The sequence below is a fragment of the Rhizobium cerradonense genome, assembly GCF_030182455.1.
GTDB lineage: Bacteria > Pseudomonadota > Alphaproteobacteria > Rhizobiales > Rhizobiaceae > Rhizobium.
This window is the reverse complement of record NZ_JAQJCK010000005.1, coordinates 239,706-260,973: the sequence shown is the minus strand read 5'-3', so window position 1 is coordinate 260,973 and position 21,268 is coordinate 239,706. Positions and strand designations below refer to the sequence as shown.

At 59.4% G+C, this 21,268-nt stretch carries 26 protein-coding genes and 1 pseudogene; 11 read left to right on the top strand and 16 right to left on the bottom strand.

All coding sequences use genetic code 11. The features are described from left to right. Both PH547_RS14675 and PH547_RS14670 read right to left on the bottom strand, forming a co-directional pair. The gene (locus PH547_RS14675) at positions 1-864 is read right to left on the bottom strand and encodes a branched-chain amino acid ABC transporter permease (protein ID WP_104826687.1); all 864 of its coding nucleotides are present in this window, start codon (positions 862-864) and stop codon (positions 1-3) included. Between the two features lie 107 nt (positions 865-971). Continuing rightward, positions 972-2,144 (bottom strand): ABC transporter substrate-binding protein, encoded by a 1,173-nt coding sequence (locus tag PH547_RS14670; protein WP_285168680.1) that lies wholly within the window; start codon positions 2,142-2,144, stop codon positions 972-974. Positions 2,145-2,363: 219 nt separating this feature from the next. Here PH547_RS14670 and PH547_RS14665 point away from each other — a divergent pair. Together PH547_RS14665 and PH547_RS14660 are read left to right on the top strand one after the other, a co-directional pair. Beyond that, positions 2,364-2,728: pseudogene (locus tag PH547_RS14665) on the top strand (type II toxin-antitoxin system RelE/ParE family toxin). Further along, positions 2,712-3,035, top strand: coding sequence for a helix-turn-helix domain-containing protein (locus PH547_RS14660; RefSeq protein WP_104826689.1), 324 nt, complete (start codon positions 2,712-2,714; stop codon positions 3,033-3,035). The pseudogene PH547_RS14665 and the gene PH547_RS14660 overlap by 17 nt, the downstream one beginning before the upstream one ends. On the opposite strand, the gene PH547_RS14655 is transcribed toward PH547_RS14660, so the two are convergent. The 5 genes from PH547_RS14655 to pcaD are packed head-to-tail and all read right to left on the bottom strand — an operon-like array spanning position 3,032 to position 6,662. Then, a complete protein-coding gene (locus PH547_RS14655; RefSeq protein ID WP_285168679.1) occupies positions 3,032-4,081 on the bottom strand; it encodes a 3-carboxy-cis,cis-muconate cycloisomerase in 1,050 nt (349 codons plus the stop codon). The genes PH547_RS14660 and PH547_RS14655 overlap by 4 nt on opposite strands. Positions 4,082-4,084: 3 nt before the next feature. Continuing rightward, positions 4,085-4,696: a protocatechuate 3,4-dioxygenase subunit alpha gene (pcaG, locus tag PH547_RS14650; protein WP_285168732.1), complete on the bottom strand. Its 612-nt coding sequence runs from the start codon at positions 4,694-4,696 to the stop codon at positions 4,085-4,087. A gap of 2 nt (positions 4,697-4,698) precedes the next feature. Further along, a complete protein-coding gene (gene pcaH / locus PH547_RS14645) occupies positions 4,699-5,448 on the bottom strand; it encodes a protocatechuate 3,4-dioxygenase subunit beta (protein WP_104826692.1) in 750 nt (249 codons plus the stop codon). Positions 5,449-5,460: 12 nt separating this feature from the next. Next, a complete protein-coding gene (gene pcaC / locus PH547_RS14640; RefSeq protein ID WP_104826693.1) occupies positions 5,461-5,856 on the bottom strand; it encodes a 4-carboxymuconolactone decarboxylase in 396 nt (131 codons plus the stop codon). Then, positions 5,853-6,662, bottom strand: a complete 810-nt coding sequence (pcaD, locus tag PH547_RS14635; RefSeq protein ID WP_285168677.1) for a 3-oxoadipate enol-lactonase — start codon at positions 6,660-6,662, stop codon at positions 5,853-5,855. The genes pcaC and pcaD overlap by 4 nt, the downstream gene beginning before the upstream one ends. A 94-nt stretch (positions 6,663-6,756) precedes the next feature. On the opposite strand from pcaD, the gene pcaQ reads away from it, so the two are divergent. Further along, a complete protein-coding gene (gene pcaQ, locus PH547_RS14630) occupies positions 6,757-7,683 on the top strand; it encodes a pca operon transcription factor PcaQ (RefSeq protein WP_285168676.1) in 927 nt (308 codons plus the stop codon). A gap of 6 nt (positions 7,684-7,689) precedes the next feature. Here pcaQ and pobA read toward each other — a convergent pair whose 3' ends face one another. Continuing rightward, entirely contained in the window at positions 7,690-8,862 is a 1,173-nt protein-coding gene (gene pobA / locus PH547_RS14625; RefSeq protein WP_285168674.1) for a 4-hydroxybenzoate 3-monooxygenase, read from the bottom strand. 115 nt (positions 8,863-8,977) lie between these two features. Here pobA and PH547_RS14620 point away from each other — a divergent pair, with 115 nt between their 5' ends. Continuing rightward, on the top strand, positions 8,978-9,865 hold the full coding sequence (locus tag PH547_RS14620; protein WP_285168673.1) for a helix-turn-helix domain-containing protein: 888 nt from the start codon (positions 8,978-8,980) through the stop codon (positions 9,863-9,865). 60 nt (positions 9,866-9,925) lie between these two features. On the opposite strand, the gene PH547_RS14615 is transcribed toward PH547_RS14620, so the two are convergent. Then, positions 9,926-10,681: an IclR family transcriptional regulator domain-containing protein gene (locus PH547_RS14615; RefSeq protein WP_104826697.1), complete on the bottom strand. Its 756-nt coding sequence runs from the start codon at positions 10,679-10,681 to the stop codon at positions 9,926-9,928. A 128-nt stretch (positions 10,682-10,809) separates the two neighbouring features. On the opposite strand from PH547_RS14615, the gene PH547_RS14610 reads away from it, so the two are divergent. From PH547_RS14610 to ligD, 5 genes are all read left to right on the top strand, one after another. Next, positions 10,810-11,661 (top strand): CoA transferase subunit A, encoded by an 852-nt coding sequence (locus PH547_RS14610; RefSeq protein ID WP_285168672.1) that lies wholly within the window; start codon positions 10,810-10,812, stop codon positions 11,659-11,661. A gap of 10 nt (positions 11,662-11,671) precedes the next feature. After that, positions 11,672-12,442 carry a CoA-transferase subunit beta gene (locus PH547_RS14605; RefSeq protein WP_285168671.1) on the top strand — a complete coding sequence of 257 codons (771 nt, stop codon included), beginning with the start codon at positions 11,672-11,674 and terminating at the stop codon, positions 12,440-12,442. Next, complete coding sequence (gene pcaF, locus PH547_RS14600; protein ID WP_285168670.1) at positions 12,442-13,647, top strand: 3-oxoadipyl-CoA thiolase; 1,206 nt, start codon at positions 12,442-12,444, stop codon at positions 13,645-13,647. The genes PH547_RS14605 and pcaF overlap by 1 nt, the downstream gene beginning before the upstream one ends. Before the next feature lie 155 nt (positions 13,648-13,802). Continuing rightward, on the top strand, positions 13,803-14,597 hold the full coding sequence (locus tag PH547_RS14595; RefSeq protein WP_104826701.1) for an SDR family NAD(P)-dependent oxidoreductase: 795 nt from the start codon (positions 13,803-13,805) through the stop codon (positions 14,595-14,597). Positions 14,598-14,697: 100 nt separating this feature from the next. After that, positions 14,698-15,585 (top strand): non-homologous end-joining DNA ligase, encoded by an 888-nt coding sequence (gene ligD, locus PH547_RS14590; protein ID WP_104826702.1) that lies wholly within the window; start codon positions 14,698-14,700, stop codon positions 15,583-15,585. A 22-nt stretch (positions 15,586-15,607) separates the two neighbouring features. Here ligD and PH547_RS14585 read toward each other — a convergent pair whose 3' ends face one another. Beyond that, positions 15,608-16,042: a MarR family winged helix-turn-helix transcriptional regulator gene (locus PH547_RS14585; RefSeq protein ID WP_104826703.1), complete on the bottom strand. Its 435-nt coding sequence runs from the start codon at positions 16,040-16,042 to the stop codon at positions 15,608-15,610. A 91-nt stretch (positions 16,043-16,133) separates the two neighbouring features. On the opposite strand from PH547_RS14585, the gene PH547_RS14580 reads away from it, so the two are divergent. After that, the gene (locus tag PH547_RS14580) at positions 16,134-16,610 is read left to right on the top strand and encodes a cupin domain-containing protein (RefSeq protein ID WP_104826704.1); all 477 of its coding nucleotides are present in this window, start codon (positions 16,134-16,136) and stop codon (positions 16,608-16,610) included. Between the two features lie 86 nt (positions 16,611-16,696). Here the strand turns inward: PH547_RS14580 and PH547_RS14575 are convergent, their stop codons facing one another. The 6 genes from PH547_RS14575 to PH547_RS14550 form a co-directional block, all read right to left on the bottom strand. Then, the gene (locus PH547_RS14575; RefSeq protein ID WP_104826705.1) at positions 16,697-17,275 is read right to left on the bottom strand and encodes a methyltransferase family protein; all 579 of its coding nucleotides are present in this window, start codon (positions 17,273-17,275) and stop codon (positions 16,697-16,699) included. Then, entirely contained in the window at positions 17,272-18,009 is a 738-nt protein-coding gene (locus tag PH547_RS14570) for a glutathione S-transferase (protein WP_285168669.1), read from the bottom strand. Before PH547_RS14570 ends, PH547_RS14575 begins: the two co-directional genes overlap by 4 nt. 28 nt (positions 18,010-18,037) lie before the next feature. Beyond that, positions 18,038-18,328 (bottom strand): DUF3175 domain-containing protein, encoded by a 291-nt coding sequence (locus tag PH547_RS14565; protein WP_104826707.1) that lies wholly within the window; start codon positions 18,326-18,328, stop codon positions 18,038-18,040. A 29-nt stretch (positions 18,329-18,357) separates the two neighbouring features. After that, entirely contained in the window at positions 18,358-18,672 is a 315-nt protein-coding gene (locus PH547_RS14560; protein WP_104826708.1) for a plasmid stabilization protein, read from the bottom strand. Positions 18,673-18,750: 78 nt separating this feature from the next. After that, positions 18,751-18,903, bottom strand: a complete 153-nt coding sequence (locus tag PH547_RS14555) for a hypothetical protein (protein ID WP_285168668.1) — start codon at positions 18,901-18,903, stop codon at positions 18,751-18,753. A 261-nt stretch (positions 18,904-19,164) separates the two neighbouring features. Next, positions 19,165-19,455, bottom strand: a complete 291-nt coding sequence (locus PH547_RS14550) for a DUF2934 domain-containing protein (RefSeq protein ID WP_104826710.1) — start codon at positions 19,453-19,455, stop codon at positions 19,165-19,167. Between the two features lie 338 nt (positions 19,456-19,793). Here PH547_RS14550 and PH547_RS14545 point away from each other — a divergent pair, with 338 nt between their 5' ends. Beyond that, a complete protein-coding gene (locus PH547_RS14545) occupies positions 19,794-21,257 on the top strand; it encodes a phospholipase D-like domain-containing protein (RefSeq protein WP_104826711.1) in 1,464 nt (487 codons plus the stop codon). Positions 21,258-21,268: the final 11 nt, after the last annotated feature.

The following is a 21,268-nucleotide window of genomic DNA, read 5'->3' as shown; positions in this document are numbered from 1 at the left end:
TCACTTCGCCCTTCCGGCTAGGCCGCGTGGGAAGACACAGACGATGGCGATCACGGCGAGATAGAAGAAGAATTCGCCATATTCCGGCATCAGATAGCGGCCGGTCGTATCGATGCAGCCAAGGACGAGGCAGGCCAGCAGCGCCCCGGAAATGGAGCCGGCCCCGCCGACCGAAACGACCACGAGGAAGGTCACCATATAACGCAGGGCATAATAGGGCTCGACCGGCAACAGCTCGGCACCGACAACGCCACCGAAAGCAGCAAGCCCGACGGCAATGGCGAAGCTGACGGCATAAACGATCTCCGTGCGCACGCCGAGCGCCGCCGCCATCGAAGCGTTGTCGACGGAGGCGCGGAGTTTTACGCCGAACGAGGTCTTTTCGATCGTGTACCACAATGCCAACGCGACGATCAGCCCGCAGACGATCGCGAAGAGACGATGCGTGCCGATGGTGCGGAAGCCGAGATTGACGGAACCCTGCAGCTCGTTCGGCAAGGGAATGGTCTTCAAAGTCGGACCGAAGACATAGTTGGCGATACCGATGATGCAGAAGGTGATGCCGATGGTCATCAGCACCTGCGTCAATTCCGGCGCCCCGTAGATGCGCCGATAAAGCAGCCGCTCGATCGGGATGGAGATGATCACCGTGCCCACCACGGCAAGCAGCACCGCAGCCGCATAGCCGATGCCAAGATCACGCGCGGCATAGGAGGCGATGTAGCCACCGATCATGGCGAAGGCGCCGTGCGCCAGATTGACGACGCGCATCAACCCCATGGTGATGGAGAGGCCAATGGAAATCACGAACAGCACCATGCCGTAGGCGAGGGCATCCACTGCTATGCTAAGCACGGTTTGCATGATGCTGGTCCGACTACCTTTTCTGGTCCTGCCTTGATCCTTCTCCACCGGAGCGGACGCAATCCGCCCACTCCTGCGCAACCGGGAGAATGAAATGAAGGCAGACCTTATTTTGCTGCGGCAAGGCCCGGATCGCCTTGCTTTTCGAAGGTCTGGATTTCCTTGTTGATGTATGTGCCATCAGCCGTCTTGGCGACCTCGCGCAGATAGATATTCTGCGTGATATGGCGGCTCTCCGGATCGATGATGACCGGGCCGCGAGGGCTGACCCAGGAGAGCCCCTTCACCGCATCGACGGCCTTCTGGGCATCCTGCTTGCCGCCGGTCGCCTCGATCATCTTGTAGATGACATACATGCCGTCGAAGGCGCCGACGGCCGGGAAGGTGAGTTCGGCCGGATTGCCGATCGCCTTGCCCGCGGCAGCGACAAAGGCCTTGTTTTCCGGAGAGTCGTGCGAGATCGAATAGTGGAACGTTGTCTGCATGCCGAGCGCTGCATCGCCGAGTGCCGGCAGGTCGGATTCCTGCGTCAGGTCGCCGGGCGAAAACAGTTTGATGCCGGCGCCTTTCAGGCCGTTTTCGTTGTAGGCCTTGACGAAACCGAGCGTGGTCGGACCCGAGGGCAGAAAGGCAAAAACGCCCTGTGCGCCTGAATCCTTGATGCGCTGCATGATCGGGCTGAAATCATTTGTCGACAGCGGCATGCGGACAGCCTCGACAACCTGGCCGCCTGCCTTCTCGAAGCCTGCCTTGAAGGCATTTTCGGCATCGATGCCCGGACCGTAATCGCTGACGACGGAGATGACCTTATTGACGCCGCTGTCATGCGCAACCTTGGCGATCGGCGTCGAGGTCTGCCAGGTGGTGAAAGACGTGCGCACCACCAGCGGGCTCTTCGTGACGATCGCCGATGTCGCGGCGTTGAAGATCACCATCGGCACATTGGCTTGCTTGAGAATCGGCGTCACGGCCATGGCGTCCGGTGTGAAATAGAAGCCGGCGAGGTAGTGCACATGCTCCTTGACGACCAGTTCCTGCGCCGAGGATTTCGATTGTGCCGGATCGGCTTGCGGGACATCGCGATAGATCATTTCGATCTCGTTGTCGCCGACCTTATTGCCGTGCATTGCCATATAGGCGTCGATACCGGCCTTGAAGTTCTTACCCTGCAGGGCGAACGGACCTGAAAAAGGACCGATGACGCCGATCTTGATCGTGTCTGCATAGGCCGCACTGCCCATGGCAATAGCCGCGATCGCGGCCAGAACGAACCGTCTCATATTTTCTCCTCCCGCAGCCAGCCTGCTCCCGGACCAGCTTGCCTTGATGAACCGCTTCAACTGCCAATCTGGCATGTGAAATGGTGATGTAAAATGAAATAAATGCTCGTATTCATAATTTATGAGTTATGTTTCTGGATGACGGAAAGCATAGGGCGAGAAGCGAAATTTTGAAATCGCTATTGTTGAATTCAGTAGGACCAGGTGCTACATAAATCCATGATCGCCCGGGTGTTCAAAACGAGTTGGTTCGGCAAGGCCGCGCGCAAAGCCCATATTTCGGATACCGAGCTTCTAAAGGCGATCAAACAAGTTGCCGAAGGCAAGGTCGATGATCTCGGAGGCGGCGTTTTCAAAAAGCGGTTGAACGACAATATGCATCGCTCGACCATATTGGCAAACGCTGGACGTTTTGGGTCTACGAATATCTGTTCGTGAAACAGGATCGAGCAAACATCGAAAACGATGAATTGCTCAAATTTCGGAAGCTCGCCAAATCATATGCCAGCCTTTCCGAAGAGCAGCTTCAGCGTTTGGTGGAAATCGGACATTTTGTGGAGATCGGCAATGACAAAAACACGTAAATACAAAAGTGATGCCTTTGAGGCGATCCACACTTCCGCCGAAGCCCTCTACAAGGTTGGCGCGATTGACAAGGAAACATTGCGCTCCTTTGACGAGGATTGCCTTGCTGTTCCGCCAGCGCTCGAGCCGGCAGATATCAAAGCGCTACGCGAACAAAATCACGTCAGCCAACCGGTTTTCGCGCGCTATCTCAATACTAGCGAGTCGACCGTGCAGAAATGGGAAAGCGGCACCAAACGGCCGAGCGGTATGGCGCTGAAACTGCTGGCGATCGTGCAGAAACACGGCCTTGAGGTCCTGAGCTAAGCAGCCGCTCCCAATCGCCTCACGTTGCTGATCAGCTCCCGCGCCAATCGCAGCGACGCGGCCGTCGCCATCGCCATCGGCGGCAATAGCAGCCATTCGAGCGTCCAGGCGGCGCCCGAGCGTTCCTGCTCGTGCACGAGGGATTGATGGAGGCCGGAAAGCTGAACGGCGTTGAAGCGGGCAAGCGATATGAGGACTTCGGCGGCGACCGGGTTCTGCTTGTGCGGCATGGCAGAAGAGCCGCCACCACCGGCGAGCTCGATCTCATCGCCGGTCTGCGCAAGGAGGGCGATATCCTGACCGATCTTGCCGAGGCTGCCCGAAATCAGCGAGAACAGACCGGCGAGTTCAGCAACCCTTGCCCTCTGGCTCTGCCATTGCGGTTCATCGGTGAGGTCAAGCTCCTGCGCCAGCGAGGCGCGAACGGCCGCAGCTTTGGATCCCAGCTTTTCCAGCGTGCCGACCGCGCCGCCGAATTGGATCGGAAAGGTCTCCTGCGTCAGCCGATCCCGGTACTTGTCCAGCGGATCGCGCCAGGCGCGCAGCCGGTCAGAGACAGTAATCGGAATAGCGGCCTGCATGCGGGTATGGCCCATCAGGCGGTTCGAACCATACTGCTTGTCGAGTTTTTCAAGCGCCGCCGCAACGGCGAAGAGACGGCCGGCGAGCAGAAAGGCTACCGCCTTCAGACGGATCATCAAGCTGCTGTCGATGACATCCTGGCTGGTAGCGCCGAAATGCACATGCTGCCCGGCTTCGTCGCCGACCGCCTTGCGCAATTGCTTGATAAGATCCGGAACGACGACGCCATCCGTCGCCGTCGCGGATTTGAGGCTGAAAATATCGGGCTGGAAACTGGTTGAGATCTCGGCAATCCGCTGCGCCGCCTCCTGCGGGACGATACCGTGCCGCGCCTCGGCTTTCGCGAGCGCCGCCTCAAAGGCAAGCATTGCCCGGATATCGGCTTCTGCCGAAAAGTAAGCGGAGACCTCCTCATCGCCGAGGAGGCTGGAGAGGAACGGGTGATCGAAGGCGGAAATACTCATGGCCTATACATCGAGGAAAACCGTTTCCTTGTCGCCCTGCAAATGCACGTCGAACGTATAGACCGATCCTTCCTTGCGGGCGATCAGGGTGGCGACGCGGTCGCGATGTTCGATGCGGGCAAGCAGGGGATCCTCCGCATTGGCCTCGGCCTCATCCGGAAAATAAATGCGCGTATGCAATCCGATATTGATGCCACGTGCGACGATCCAGAGGGTGATATGCGGCGCCATCCGGCGTCCGTCCTTATAAGGAACGCGACCGGGCTTCACGGTTTCGAAGCGGAAAACGCCGTCTTCGGCGCTGGTCGGGCAGCGGCCCCAACCGGTGAAGTTCGGATCGGCCGTGCCGCGCATTTCAGCAGGGCTGTTATAGAGACCGGCACTGTCTGCCTGCCAGATCTCGACGACGGCATCCTTCACCGGCACACCGGCACCGTCTAGAATCCGGCCCTTGAGCGTGATGCGCTCTCCAAGCGTCTTGTCGTTGACCATGGATATGCCGAGGTCGGTGTCGTAGATACCACCGATCTCGCAATAGTTCGGCGTGAGGCCGATATGGACATAGGGACCGGCCGTCTGCGACGGCGTCTCCTTGAGGTAGCCGATTTGCTGCACCATCAGTTTCCCTCCAGCCGATTTTCGAACAGGGTCGAGCGGCGGCCACGCAGTACGATATCGAATTTATAGGCGCGCGCATCCATCGGAATGGTGTTGCCCCAGTCAAGCGGCGCGATCAGTTGCTCGATAGCCGCCTTGTCAGGGATCGTGCCCACGATCGGACATTTCCAGATCATCGGGTCACCCTCGAAATACATCTGCGTGATCAGCCGCTGCGCAAAGCCGTGACCGAAGATCGAGAAATGAATATGCGCCGGCCGCCAGTCATTAACGCCGTTCGGCCAGGGGTAGGCCCCCGGCCGCACCGTTCGGAAGGCATAATGGCCCTCCTCGTCGGTGATGGCGCGGCCGCAGCCGCCGAAATTCGGATCGATGGCGGCAAGGTAGGTCTCTTTCTTGTGGCGATAACGCCCACCGGCATTGGCCTGCCAGAATTCCACCAGAACGCCAGGAACCGGCCGGCCCCGCTCATCCAGCACGCGGCCATGCACGATAATGCGCTCCCCGATCGCGCTTTCGCCCGGCTTGGCGAAGTTATGGATCAGGTCGTTGTCCAGTTCGCCGAGGATAGAATGCCCAAATACCGGCCCGGTGATTTCGGAGATCGTTCCATCCAGTGAGAGGAGCGCCCGCTGCGGCGAGCGCAGAACCGAGGTCTTGTAGCCGGGTGTAAAGGCCGGTGGATGCCAGGCACGGTCGCGGGCGAAAAAAGCGCCGGTCTCCGGTTTGCTATTGGTTTTGTCGGACATGTCTGCCTCGTTTCAGGCCGCTTTCTCGGCGTCCATCTGTTCGAAAACCTGCTTGGCGATCTTGATCGCGTGATTGGCAGCCGGCACGCCGGCATAGATCGCCACATGCAACAGCGCTTCGCAGACGTCGTCGCGCGTCGCGCCGGTATTGCTCGTGGCGCGAACATGCATCGCTACCTCTTCATCCTGGCCAAGCGCCGCCAAAAGCGCGATCGTCACGATCGAGCGCTCACGCTTGCTGAGCGTCGGGCGCGACCAAACGTGCCCCCAGGCGGCTTCCGTGATCAGGTCCTGGAAAGGCCGGTCGAAATCCGTCGATCCCGACTGGGCGCGGTCGACATGGCTGTCGCCAAGAACGGCGCGCCGCGTCGCCATGCCCTGGAGGTAGCGCTCGGAGGGGTCATTCATGGGCCTTTTTCTCCATGCAAGGCAAAATCGATGAAAGCGCGGATGACCGCGGTCAGGGCCTCGGGTTGCTCGATACAAGGGATGTGCCCTGCGTCCTTGATCACCTCGTAACGCGCATTCGGAATGAGCTTGGCGGTCGACAGCACGAGTTCTGGCGGTGTCGAACCGTCCTGGTCGCCGACGATGCAGATGGTCGGTACCGCAATCTTCTTCGCCGCCTCGGTGAAGTCGGTGTCACGAAGAGCGGCGCAAGTGGCGACATAACCTTCCACCGGCTGGCGGATCAGCATGTTGCGATAACCGCCGAAAGCAGTGTTCTCGGGACGTCGAAAAGCGGGCGTGAACCAGAGTTCGAGCACGCCGTCGGCAATCGACTCGATGCCCTCGGCCTCGACCCTGGCGATGCGGTTGTTCCAACTCTCGACCGTACCGATCTTATGTGCCGTATCGCAAAGGATCAGCGCCCGCACCAAATCCGGCCGCCGCTGATAGAGCGATTGCGCAATCAGACCGCCGACCGAGAGGCCGCAGATGACGGCATCTTTCACCGCGAGCAGATCGAGCAGCCCTGCGAGATCGGTGGTGTGATCCTCCATCGTGTAGGGCATCTGGCCAAGATCGGACAGGCCATGGCCGCGTTTGTCATAGAGAACGATGGCAAAATCGCCTGCGAGCCGAACGATCACATCACGCCAGATCCGGAAATCCGTGCCGAGCGAATTGGCAAAGACAAGCACTGGCTTATCGCCGGCAGCGCCGATGATCTGATAGTGGATCGTGACATCATTGATACGGGCGAACTGCACTGGAAATCTCCTCTAACAACGAGATTGGAGGTTTAATCTGGTTAGGTAAAATGATATTTCTTGGCTTTTCAATAACCTATGAGTTATGAAAACCATGATCGACTCCCGCGTCAAATTCCGCCATCTCCAGACCTTTGTCGAGGTCGCGCGCCAGAAAAGCGTGATCAAGGCGGCCGAACTCCTGCATGTCAGCCAGCCCGCGGTGACCAAGACTATCCGCGAGCTGGAGGAGGCGCTGGGCGTCGCGGTTTTCGAGCGTGACGGGCGCGGCATCAAGATTACCCGTTACGGCGAAGTCTTCCTGCGCCATGCCGGGGCGGCGCTGACTGCGCTCAGACAGGGATTCGACTCCATTTTGCAGGAGCGCTCCGGCGAAGCGCCGCCGATCCGGATCGGTGCCTTGCCTACGGTCTCCACGCGGATCATGCCGCGGGCGATGGAGTTATTCCTGAAGGAGGAAACCTGGAGCCGCATCAAGATCGTCACCGGCGAAAACGCGGTGCTGCTGGAGCAACTCCGTGTCGGCGATCTCGATCTCGTCGTCGGCCGCCTGGCCGGTCCCGACAAGATGGCCGGCTTTTCCTTTGAGCATCTTTATTCCGAGCAGGTCGTCTTCGTGGTGCGGGCAGGGCACCCGCTGCTGGCGGTGAAACAATCGCTGTTTTCCAATCTCGGCAAATACACGGTCTTGATGCCGACGCGCGGCTCGATCATACGTCCCTTCGTCGAGAGTTTCTTGATCGCCAACGGCGTTGCCAGCCTGCCGAACCAGATCGAGACGGTATCGGATTCCTTCGGCCGCGCCTTTGTGCGATCGAGCGACGCCATCTGGATCATCTCCACCGGCGTCGTCGCCAGCGATGTCGAGGACGGTCTGCTCAGCCTGCTGCCGATCGATACCAGCGAGACCAGAGGCCCCGTCGGCCTCACCATGCGCACCGACGCCATCCCCACCATGCCGCTATCGATCCTGATGCAGACGATACGGGAAGCGGCGGCCGAGGTGGCAAAGAAGAGCTAGGCCGTCTCAATAGGGCAGGCCGACATAATTCTCCGCCAGCACGGTCGAGGCGGCGCGGGAACGGGTGAGATAATCCAGTTCCGCCTCCTGTATTTTCTGGTCGAAATCGCTGGTGTCGGGAAAACGATGCATCACCGTCGTCATCCACCAGGAGAAGCGCACCGCCTTCCAGACGCGAGCGAGCGCATGGGCTGAATAAGCGTCCAGGCCGGTATTGGAGCGATCCTGATAATGTTCGGCAAGACCCGAGAAGAGATAATGCACATCGCTCGCCGCAAGGTTCAGGCCTTTGGCCCCGGTCGGTGGCACGATATGGGCCGCGTCGCCGACGAGGAACAGGCGACCGAAGCGCATAGGCTCGGCGACGAAGGAACGCAGCGGCGCGATCGATTTCTCAAATGAAGGCCCGGTGATCAGCGCCTCGGCATGATGCGTGGGCAGACGGTGGCGCAGTTCGTCCCAGAAACGGTCGTCGCTCCAGTTCTCGATTTTCTCATCCAGCGGACATTGTATGTAATAGCGGCTGCGCGTCATCGACCGCATGGAGCAGAGCGCAAATCCGCGCGGATGATTGGCATAGATCAGCTCGTGATTGACCGGCGGAACGTCGGCGAGCAGACCGAGCCAGCCGAAAGGATAGATTTTCTCGAAACTGCGGATCGATTTTTCCGGAACCGATTTGCGGCTCGCGCCATGAAAACCATCACAGCCAGCGATAAAATCGCAATCAATATGGTAGGTTACCCCATCTTTCTCGTAGGTGACATAAGGTGAGCTTCCGTCGAAATCATGCGGCTGAACATTGACGGCCTCGTAGATTGTTAAGGCGCCGCTCTGTTCGCGATGGGCCATCAAATCGCGGGTGAGTTCCGTCTGGCCGTAGACCGTGACGCGCTTGCCTCCGGTGAGATCATGAAGATCGATGCGATGATCGCGGCCGTCGAAGGCAAGTGAAAAGCCGTTATGCGGCAAGCCCTCAGCATGCAGACGCGCGCCGGATTTCGCCTTGTCCATCAGCCCTACCGTACCTTCTTCCAGGACGCCGGCGCGAACGCGTCCGAGGATATGGTCCTTGCCGACGCGATCGAGGATGACGTTGTCGATCCCGGCTTCCGTCAGCAATTGTCCCAAGAGCAGGCCGGACGGACCTGAACCGATAATGGCGACCTGAGTGCGCATAATGTCCTCCCACGCTTCGTCTTTTTTCCCCATTCTGCGCGGCGGCGAGGGCGCCAACAATGGACATTTCACCCAAGTAATTGCACAAATCGAACATGATGGAGGGAGGGTAGCCTTGTCGAAATCAGTGCCGACCTATGAGCTCTACGGTGAAAATACGGGCAAAAGACCGGATTTCTGGCTGCATTGCGAGACAATCCCGTCGCGCAGCAGCCTGCATCATTGGGAAATCCGACCACATCGCCACGAGAGCTTCTTTCAGATCCTGTACATAGATGCCGGCTCTGGCGATGCGATCTTTGACGGCGAGAGTCACGCCATCATGCCGCCCGCGGTCATCACCATCCCGCCGCGCCTCAATCATGGTTTCCGTTTTTCCAGGGATATCGACGGCTTGGTCATCACCGTGCTGATCTCGCATCTTAAGGCAGCGCCGGGTGATCGCAGCCGGCTTGGCGAATGGCTGGCTGCGCCGCATCTGACGCGGCTCGATATGAGCGACCAAGACGCGGCTTACGTCGCCAGAACCTTGAAGCGGCTCGGCGGCGAGTTCGCCAATCGCCGTGGCGGCCGCAACGACCTGCTCGAAGCCTATCTTACCTCGGCGCTGCTACTGACCGCTCGTCTTTCGCAGCAGGAAAGCGAAGGGCAGGGTGCGTCCGACGAAGGCGAACAACGGATGGAAAAACTAAACGGCCTCATCCAGCGGCATTTCCGCTCCCACGAACCCGCCGCCTTTTACGCCGAAGCGCTCGGTATCTCGCCGACACATCTGAACCGCATCGTGCGCCGCAAGACCGGCCATGGCGCCCATGAGCTCATCGCGCGCAAGCTGGTGGACGAGGCCAAGCGCGAATTGGTCTTTACCTTGGGCAGCGTGCAGGAGATCAGCTATCGCCTCGGATTTAGCGACCCCACCTATTTCTCGCGCTTCTTTGTGAAGCAAACCGGCCAGACACCCCGCGCATGGCGCATTGAGGAACGACAGAGGCTCGGAATGTGAGCAAGGCAATCGAAAATCGGAGTCCAATCACCCGCCCTCGTGCTTCGAGGGACGTGAAGGCTAACGCAGAACCAGCCGCAGCATCTTCTGCGTTTCCCGCAGCAGCGGCAGATAGCGCTCCGCCATCTCGGCAGCGGCAACATAGGCCGCCGGCGCGCCGATATTGATTGCCGCAACCGTCTGGCCGCGATCGTTCTCCACCGGAACGGCAATGGAGCAGAGGCCGATTTCCAGCTCCTGGTCAATGACGGCATAGCCCTGAGCCCGTACTTGGCGAAACTCGGCCATCAACACTTCCGGATCTGTCTTGGTATTCGGCGTGTTGGCCTTGATCTCCGTGCGGGCAAGCACGGCGCGCGCCTCATTTTCCGGCAAGGCGCCGAGCAAGACGCGGCCCATGGAGGCGCAATAGGCGGGCAGGCGGCTGCCGGGCGTGAGGTTGATCGACATCACCCGGCGTTGTGAGGCGCGGGCGATATAGACGATTTCTGTGCCGTCCAGCACCGAAGCGGAAGCGTTGTGACCGGCGCGCTCTGAAAGTTGATCGAGATAGGGCTGGATGATCGTCGGAAGCGGCGTCGCCGAAAGATAGGCATGGCCGAGCCGCAGGATTTTCGGCGTCAGCGCGAAGAATTTTCCGTCATAGTCGGCATAACCAAGTTCGGCGAGCGTCAGCAGCGAGCGGCGCACCGTTGCGCGATCGAGTCCGGTTAGCTTCGACGCCTCGGCGATCGATAGTCTCTGGCGCGTCTCGCCGAAGGCTTCGATTGTTTTCAATCCTTTGGCAAAGCCGCTTACGAAATCAGTTTCACGCATAGTCTTCCTCCAGGTAAGGGCATTTTGTGCGATATATGAACAAAAGTCAAATAACGCACAAAATATTTGACGTTGGTCGCCTGGAGGCGCTTATTGACCCATACCACATGACTATTTTGGGAGGCCTCATGGCGAAGATCGTATCGCTTTCGGAAGCGGTGGCGGAAAATGTGCGGGATGGGGATACCGTCGCCATGGAAGGGTTTACCCATCTCATCCCCTATGCCGCCGGGCACGAGGTCATCCGGCAGGGGAAGAAGGATCTTTACCTGATCCGCATGACGCCGGACATCCTCTACGACCAGTTGATCGGCGTCGGTGCCGCGCGCGGCATGAAATTTTCCTGGGGCGGCAATCCCGGCGTCGGCTCGTTGCATCGCTTCCGTGACGCCGTGGAAAACCAGTGGCCGCGGCCGTTGGAGATCGAGGAACATTCGCATGCGGCGATGGCAAACGCCTATGAGGCGGGGGCTGCCAATCTGCCCTTCGCGATGCTACGCGGCTATATCGGCGCTGACCTGCCGAAGGTCAATTCGAACATCAAAAGCGTGACTTGCCCGTTCACCGGCGAAGTGCTGGCCGCTGTTCCCGCGATCCGGCCGGATGTCACGATCATCCACGCGCTGCGCGCCGACCGAAAGGGCAATGTCTTGCTCGAAGGTATTGTCGGCGTGCAGAAGGAAGCGGTGCTTGCTGCCAGACGGTCGATCGTCACGGTCGAAGAGATCGTCGACGAACTGAACCCGCCATCGCCGAATTCCGTCGTGCTGCCGACCTGGGCGGTAACCTCGGTTGCGCATGTGCCGGGCGGCGCCTTCCCCTCCTATGCGCAGGGCTATTATGCGCGCTCGAACGCCTTCTACATTGCTTGGGACGAAATCGCCCGCGACCGTGACAGCTTCCAGGCCTGGATCAGGGAGAATGTCATGGAAGCCGGGCCGGAAGATTTCGCCAAATATGCAAAAAAGAACGCAGCGTGAGGAGGCAGAGATGACCGATTTTACCCCCACGGAAATGATGACCATCGCCGCGGCGCGTGCACTCACCAATGATGACGTCTGCTTCGTCGGCATCGGCGCGCCATCGGCCGCATGCAACGTTGCGCGACTGACGCATGCGCCCGACATTACGCTTATCTATGAAAGCGGCACCGTCGGCACCAAGCCGGATGTGCTGCCACTCTCGATCGGAGACGGCGAGCTTTGCGATACCGCGCTCTTCACGGTCTCGGTGCCGGAGATGTTCCGTTACTGGTTGCAAGGCGGGCGGGTTACGACGGGCTTTCTCGGCGGCGCGCAGATCGACCGGTTTGCCAATCTGAATACCACGGTCGTCGGCCCTTATGATCATCCGAAGGTTCGCTTGCCGGGCGGCGGCGGCGCGCCGGAAATCGCCAGCAATTGCGGCCAGATCTTCATCACCATGGCGCTTTCCAAGCGTGGCTTCGTCGAAAAGCTGCTCTTCATCACCTCGATGGGCCACGGTGAAGGCGGCAACCATCGCGAACGGCTTGGCATGAAGACGAAAGGCCCGACTCGGGTTATCACCGATCTCTGCATTCTCGAGCCGGATCCGGTGACCAAGGAGTTGACCGTCGTGTCGATCCACAAGGGTGTCACCCGTGAGCAAATATCGGAGAATTGCGGCTGGGCGATCAAGTTTGCCGACGAGGTTATCGAGACGCCGGCGCCCACCGAAACCGAACTCTCCGTTCTGCGCGACATCAATGCACGCACCAAGAAAGCACATGAGGCAGCCTGATGACCGAAGCGTTTATCTGTGACTATATCCGCACGCCGATCGGCCGTTTCGGTGGTTCGCTTTCCTCTGTCCGCGCCGACGATCTCGGTGCAGTGCCGCTGAAGGCGCTCATCGCGCGCAACGGTTCGGTCGATTGGGAAGCGGTCGACGACGTGATCTACGGCTGCGCCAACCAGGCCGGCGAGGATAACAGAAACGTCGCCCGTATGGTGGCGCTGCTCGCCGGCCTGCCGGTTTCCGTTTCGGGCACGACGATCAACCGCCTTTGCGGCTCAGGCATGGACGCCGTTATCACCGCAGCACGCGCCATTCGTTCAGGCGAGGCCGAACTGATGATCGCCGGCGGCGTCGAGAGCATGTCACGCGCGCCCTTCGTCATTCCGAAGGCCGATAGCGCCTTTTCCCGCAATGCCGAAATCTACGACACTACCATCGGCTGGCGTTTCATCAATCCCGTGATGAAAAAGCAGTATGGCGTTGATTCGATGCCGGAAACCGGTGAGAACGTTGCGGAGGATTATAAGGTCAGCCGCGAAGACCAGGACGCCTTCGCCGTCCGCTCGCAGGCCAAGGCTGCGGCCGCACAGGAAAATGGCCGGCTTGCCACGGAGATCACGCCGGTAACGATCCCGCAGCGCAAGGGCGATGCGATCGTCGTCGGCAAGGACGAACATCCGCGCGCAACGACGATGGAAGCGCTGGCAAAGCTTGGCACGCCCTTCAAGAAGGAGGGCGGCACGGTGACCGCCGGTAATGCCTCCGGCGTCAACGACGGTGCGGCGGCGCTGATTATCGCTTCGGAAGCGGCGGCGAAGAAATACGGCCTGACGCCGATTGCCCGTATCCTCGGCGGGGCTGCCGCCGGCGTGCCGCCGCGCATCATGGGCATCGGCCCGGTGCCGGCATCCCGCAAGCTGATGGCCCGACTCGGCCTGAAACAGGAGCAATTCGACGTCATCGAACTCAACGAAGCCTTCGCCTCGCAAGGTCTTGCGGTACTGCGCGAGCTCGGCATTGCCGACGAGGACGCCCGCGTCAATCGCAACGGCGGCGCCATCTCGCTTGGCCATCCGCTCGGCATGTCCGGCGCTCGCATCACCGGCACGGCGGCGCTGGAATTGAAGGAGACCGGCGGACGCTATTCACTCTCGACCATGTGCATCGGTGTCGGCCAAGGCATCGCGATCGCGCTCGAGCGGGTCTGACGGCATCACAGGAATTTGACGGCGGGCGGCCGGGGGTTTCCCTGCCGCCCGCTTTTTGTTGGCGGCGCATGCATTGCCTGATCGCAATTCCGACTGATATTACCGATGCCAATTGTTTTAAGCTTTTACGTTTTTGACATTCAGGAGGAGCTGTCATGGCAGAACTTGCGCAACTACTCGCTTCCATCCGCATTCCTGATCTCGCCGGCAAGCGGGTGTTGATAACCGGTGCATCGACCGGTATCGGCGCAGCTCTTGCCCGTGCTTTTGCCCAGCAGGGGATGAAGGTCGGCATCCATTTTAACGCCAGCCGTGAACCAGCCGAAAAGCTGGCAGCGGAGATCACCGCCGGCGGCGGCCATGTGCATCTGGTCCAGGGCGACGTCTCGCAGGATGGCGAGACTGAGCGCGTCGTCAATGAGACAGCGAAGGCATTCGGCGGACTCGATGGCCTGGTGAACAATGCCGGCGGCATGCTCGGTCGTGTGCCGACCTCCGCAATGACCGATGAACATTACGAGCGCGTGATGAATCTCAACGCCCGCTCGGTCCTAGCCGCAACGCGCGCTGCCCATCCCTATCTCAAGAAACAGGGCGGTTTCATCATCAATACTACCTCGATTGCCGCCCGCAACGGCGGCGGCAACGGTGCGATCCTCTATGCCGCCTCCAAGGGCTTCGTTTCGACCATCACCCATGGCCATGCCAAGGAATTCGTCGCCGATAAGATCCGCGTCAATGCCGTGGCACCAGGCGTCATCGCCACGCCCTTCCATGAGCGCTACACCAACGATGAGCAGATGGAACTGCAGCGCAGGACCATCCCGATGGGCTTTGTCGGCACCTCGGAAGATTGCGTCGGCGCCTACCTCTTCCTCGCTTCACCGACCCTTTCCGGCTACATCACCGGGCAGGTCATCGAGGTCAACGGCGGCCAGTTGATGCCGTAAGGCGAGGGCCGGCAATCGACTTCCTGCGTCGGGGAATGGAACCTATGCCCGGCGCGATCGTTTTAGGCGGCGTCAATATCCATGATGGAGCGTACGCGATATGGCAAAGACGCCCACACGAGACCTTGTAAAGACCTCCGTGCAATTGACGCATCCGGAGCGGATCTATTGGCCGGACGACGGCGTCAGCAAACAGGATCTGGTCGATTATTACGCGCTTGCCTGGCCGCGCATGGCGCCTTTCGTCGTCGATCGGCCCTTGGCATTGCTGCGTTGCCCGGATGGCATAAAGGGTCCGCGGTTCTTTCAGAAGCATGCTTGGAAAGGCATCAATCGGCATATCGAAGAGATAGCCGACCCGGAGGAAAAGGACGGGGAAAAGCTGTTGCGGATCAAGGATTTCGACGGCCTTGTTGCACTGGTCCAATCCGCCTCCCTCGAAATCCACCCCTGGGGCGCGACAACGGCGCATTGGGAAAAGCCGGACATGATCATCATGGATCTCGATCCCGGCGAGGATGTTGCCTGGAGCGCGGTCATTGCGGCGGCTAAGGAAATCAAGGAACGGTTCCAGGCTTTGGGCCTTGCCTCCTTCGTCAAGACGTCCGGCGGCAAGGGATTGCATGTCGTCGCCCCTCTCGAGCCAAAGGCTGCGTGGCCGGATGTCAAAGCCGCTGCGGAAGCGATCGCGGAGGGCATGAGCGCCGACAATCCCGAAAAATACCTCTCCGTCGCAGCGAAGGCGAAACGGGCCGGCCACATTTTCATCGACTATCTGCGCAATGGCCGCGGCAATACGGCCGTAGCAGCCTATTCGACCCGCGCAAGACCGGGAGCGGCGATTTCGATGCCACTTGCCTGGGACGAATTGACGGATCGCACCGGCCCGTCGTCATTCACGGTAAAAAATGCAGCCTCACGGCTCGACGAACGCTCCGCCGACCCGTGGGCCGATTTCTTCGAGGCGGCCGAACCGCTGAGAAGCTAGAACGCGTTGCAAATGATTTGATCTAGCGCACCAGTGGACTGTCCCAGACGTCAAACAGCAGCGCCTTGAGTTCGGCGAAACGCTCCGGCCCGAGCTCGACGCGCCACTCGTCCTCAATGTCGCGCAATATGTCGACCATCTTCCCGAATGCAGCGTGTCCGCGTTCAGTAAAGCGGACGATACGCGCGTTGCCTTCGCCTGGAACATCGGAGCGGACAATATAGCCGAAGCCCTCGAGGCTGCGGAGTAGCTGGTTGATGGCTTGTTTGCTCATGCCGGCGCGTTCGGCGATCATACCCGGCCTTGCCCCGTCCGGTCCTGGAAATTGCAGAACCGCCATATGCGGCAGACGCAGTTCCTCAAAGCCGGTGGCGTTGAGCCCCTTAATCAACCGGCGCTGAATTGCCTGGGCGGGCACGCGTAGCAGGGCCCCTATCAGTATATCTTCGGTCTTCATCGGCAAGCTTTCGTGACTGTAGACATTGACGACCCGGTAAACTTCATTTACTTCTAGACGGTAAATTTAATTTACCGATGGGAGCTTTGCAATGCCACATGAAACCGCTAATCTCCGTGTCAATCCTTCCGACGAAACCATTGGTTCCAAAGGGTTCGCCGTTCGCTTCCTTGTGACTGCGGACAACTCGAACGACAGCATTGCGGCCTTCGAACTCATGGTCCCCGCCGCGCTGCGACTGCCGGCGCCGGCTCACAGCCACAATCACTACGAGGAGACGATCTACGGCCTCGAAGGGGTGCTGACCTGGACGGTGGATGAAAAGCAGATCGACGTCGGGCCGGGGCAGGTACTGTGCATTCCGCGCGGCGCCGTTCATCGGTTTGATAACAACGGCGGCCAGGACGTAAAGGCACTCTGTGTGGCCACACCGGCAGCGATCGGGCCGGAATATTTCCGCGAGGCCTTCGCGGTGCTCAACGCGGCCGCCGGAGGTCCGCCAGATCGGGCGAAAATGGCGGAAATCATGATCCGTCATGGTCTTACGCCAGCGGTGCCTCCGACATAGAAGCTAGTGGGGCGATACCGGATAGTCGAACCGCCTTTCAATAGGATCAGGGGGTGCCGGCATATCGCAACGCTTTACGACAAATCCTACGCGACGAACGGCACCAGCGCTGGCGTCTCGGCCTTGTAGTCCGTATAGGCTTGGCCGAATGTCTCGCTCATCCAGCGCTCCTCGATGCGGACACGGCGCAGGACGGCGTACAACATGGATGCGATCGCGAGCATCGCGCCGATATGGCCGCGGGTGATTGCAGAGCCGATGACGGCAAGCAGCAGGCCGGAATAGATCGGATGGCGAACGATGGCGTAGGGGCCGGTGCGGATGAGCGCATGATCTTCCTTGACGGTGATCACGCCACTCCAATTACGGCCGAGGTGATAGCGCGCCCAGACGGCGAAGGCGAGGCCGATGACGGTCAGAGCCGCGCCGATGCCGTAATAGATCAGATCTTGCGGGAGGAGCCGGAAGGACAGGAGGCCGAGCCAAGATGGCGGCGCCGCCAGCAAAAAAGCGCCGATCCAGATAGGTGCCGTGTTTGATAGCCGTGACAACGGATCTTCGCTCCGCGTCGTCTTCTTGACGCGGAACGATGCAACAAACCAAATTACTGCCCAAATGCCCCAGCAGACCGGCAGGAACCGAGCCAACAAAGCTGCTTCGCTCATGCCGCATTTTTATCCAATTCGGGATAGTGCCGGAAGATGCCGTCTTCATTAAAAGGAATGCGGCGCTCAGATTTGAGATAGCGGGCGATGTTCGGCCGTTCAGCGACGGCATCATGCAGAGCTGCTAGGTGCGGATATTGAGTGCTCAGTTGCGACGTCGCACGAGGAAAGGCGTAACGCAGTCCTTCGAACACCTGGAATAGAGACAGATCGACATAGGTCAGCCGATCGCCGAATATGTGCGCTGGCCCGTGCGGGTTTTGCCGCAGAACGCGTTCGAAATAGCCGAGGAATTTCGGCATGCGATTATCGATGAACTCGGCAGCGCGGGCCTTGGCCTCCTCCTTCTGCTCCTCATAATATTTTGAGGTGGCGATCGGATGGTGCGTATCGTGCACTTCGGCAACAAGATCGGTGATCGTCAGTTGCAATCCGTTTACGACATGGCGCGCGGCTGGACCCTCAGGTGTGAGCCCAAGTTTCGGACCGAGATACATCAGGATATTGGCGACATGGGAGATGATGAGATCGCCGTCTTTCAGGAAAGGAGGGGCAAGCGGTATATGCGCCTCGGATTTGCTCTTCATCACCGCCATCATCGCGTGAATGCCTTGGCCTTCGCTCGCAGGACCCCGGCAGATGTCGATATAGTCGGCGCCGGCCTCCTCGAGCGCCAAGCGCACAAACTCGCCACGGCCTTGGATGCCGTCCCAGTAGTAAAGCTCATAGGGCATTCAAGAATCCTTCCGTCCCGTTGCAGGTCTATTTCGGTTCGCGGCCAAAATCCTTGCGCAACTCATCCTTGGCGGCTTCGAGCGTCTGTTTCTGCCGCTTGCTGAGATGGCTGCCGGCGCGATTGATATAGAAATTTAGCATCGACATAGCGGAACGGAAGGGGCTGGACTTGCGGCGATCGCTCGCCTCTGCGGAATGCTTGAGAGAGTCGGCAATGGCCTTGGGATCGCGCGATTTGAAGACGCCGTCTTTCAAGTCCAAGGCGTCGCTGTTCTCGGTCACGTCATGTGACCATTTCTTCTTTTGGGATCGGGCCATAGCAGGGCTCCTTCCTCAAGAATTTGACGTTAGTGATGAGCGCGGTGCTCGTTGCGTTTGCGCGTTGCAGCGGCTTTCTTTGCCGATGCGGAACGTTCGCTCGCAGAGCGGCTCGCGGATGCCTTGCCGCCGATGCGTCCGCCCTTTTCAGAGGATGCGTGGCTTTCGCTATGGCCTCGGCCGGAGCCGGATTTTTTACCGCCGCCGCTTTCCTTGTTTACGGTCGCCCAGGCACGACGTTCGGCTTCTTCATCGGAAACGCCACGGCTTTCGTAGCTTTCCTCGATATGTTCAGCCTTACGCTTCTGCTTGTCGGTATATGCGGATTTGTCTCCTCGGGGCATGATGTTTCTCCTTGCTGCCTATGAGAAAACCAACCCAACGCCACGGAAAAAGTTCCGATTTCAGCAGAATATGGGCGATCAGTTCGAAGCATCTGGGAGGGGAGGGTGCGCCGCGGAGCGCGTATCCTCAGTCGATGCGGGGAACATGATGCCGACAGAGCGGTCGATGATGAAAATCAGAACCAGCGCCGCAAAGAGATAAAGAGTGGCGAGAAGGAGGAGGGATAGCATGGGATTACGTCGATCCAGCCGCCAAGCACCAGCCTGCCCCGACAGCCAGAACAAAGACTTCAACGCGATTCATGTCGTTATTACCCTGGCGAAGTTCCCCTTTTCGCTACGTACCATGGATATGTGACATCTATTCGCGCAGGACGCGTAATTTACCGAAATCCTTGCGAAAATTCGGCAACATGGCGCAACAAGCCAACGGCCCGAACTCAACCCGGGCCGATCATGTCGCCGATTGTCTCACCAACCGCGAAGTTTACGTCAGATCTTCGCGTCACCGGTTTTTTTTGACGCTCGTTTCGTCGCGGCCTTTGCGGTCGCTCCGGCAACGGCCGCAGCCATTACAGCAGCCGCTTGACCCTTTATCTTGGGTTTGGAGTCGGTCTTAGGTTTAGTGTCGACCTTCTCCTTCTTTCCGGCCTTTTTCTCAAGCGCGATGCGCTCGCTGCTCGCCTGTTCCCAATGAACCGTATCACGGCCGGAAGGATATCCTTCTTCCTCCCATATGGCGTAGGCGCGCTTCTTGATCCATTCGTCCCGGGATTCCAACATTGCCGTCCTCCGTTCGCATTATTGAACATGGTTGAAGAAAAAATGCCCGTCTTGAAATGCGGGCTTTCATGCCTTCCCGAGCAGCCGGCATGCCGGCTCTGAGGGACCACGGAGCAAAACTCTCCCTGTCTCAATGCCCAGGCTGCGCCAGGTGCTTCGCTCGTGTACTGTGATGGACGATAGCGAAGCGACCGAACCGCCAATATGGCGAGAGCATAATCGTCATTCAATTTAAAAACATCTAATACACAGTCTTTTCATAGAACGTTTTGTCGACGGGACCGGGAATAGACCTTGCGATCGATTGCAGCTTTCACGGGCAAAGTTATACTCCCCCCATGTTTGACCTGGTGATTGCCCATTGGGGCCAAATCCTCGCTGTCCTTTCCATCGCCATGGGGGCGGCAGCGGCCATTCATGCGGCGATGACGAAGGAAGAGGTTCGCGCGGCGATCGGCTGGGTCGGCGTCATCATCCTGTCGCCCATCGTGGGGGCTCTGCTCTATGCAGTGGCCGGTATCAACCGCATCCGCCGGGCTTCGCTAACCTCGCAGCGCAACGTCCTGTTCCAGAAGGATGCCTCGGGCGTACTCGCGAGCTTCGATGCGCAGGGCGAAGTCGTGCGCCGGATCTTTGGCGAGCGCTTCGGATCCATGAAGACGCTTGGCGACCGCGTGGCGCGCTATCCGATGAGTACGGGCAATACCATCGAAATGCTGGAGAGCGGCGATGTCGCCTACGCTGCGATGAAAGCCGCCATCGATGGCGCCGAACGCAGCATCCTGCTGGAGACCTATATTTTCGACCGCGATCCGATCGGCCTGCGCATCGCCGATTCGCTGATTGAGGCGGTCAAACGAGACGTCAGCGTGCGCGTGCTGATCGATGCGGTCGGCGCACGGTATTCGGTGCCGAGCATCATGGGCCATCTCAAAGAAGGCGGCGTGCAGGTGGACGTCTTCAACGGCAATGTGATCATCGGCCTCAGGTTGCCCTATGCCAATCTGCGCACCCACCGTAAGATCCTGGCCATTGACGGCCGCATTGCCTTTACCGGCGGCATGAATATCCGCAAGGGTTTCGCCAGGGAGTTCGCCGGGGATCACTGCGCCCGCGACATGCATTTTTGCGTCACCGGCCCCGCCGTCGCCGATCTGTTCAACACGGCCGCCGAGGACTGGCGTTTTGCCACCGGCGAGGCACTCAGCGGTGACCACTGGCGGATTGGGACGCCCGCGAACGAACCCGGCGCGCCGGTCTTCATGCGCGTCATTGCCTCCGGACCCGACCGCAGCGTCGAGACGAACCATAAAATGCTGATCGGTGCATTCTCGGTCGCCCGCACCTCCATCCGCATCATGTCGCCCTATTTCCTGCCGGATCGCGAGTTGATCAGCGCGCTGGTGACAGCGGCAAGACGTGGCGTCGAAGTGGATGTCATCGTGCCGGCGGCCAACAATCTTGTGCTTGTCGACCGTGCCATGACCGCGCAGTTCGATCAGATGCTGAAGGATTATTGCCGCATCTGGCGGGCTGATGGCCCTTTCAATCATTCGAAGCTGCTGACGGTCGATGGCACCTGGGCCTATGTCGGTTCTTCCAATCTTGACCCGCGCTCTCTACGGCTGAATTTCGAAGTCGATCTGGAGGTGATGGACCGCGGCTTTGCGGGCGCGCTCGATGCGCGTATCGGCGCGATCCTCGAAACGGCGATCCCGGTCGAGCTCGGCAAGCTGCGCGCTCGCCCCTTCATCGTCCGCCTGATAGAAAAGATCCTGTGGCTCGGTTCGCCCTATCTCTGAACAAAGTGGCG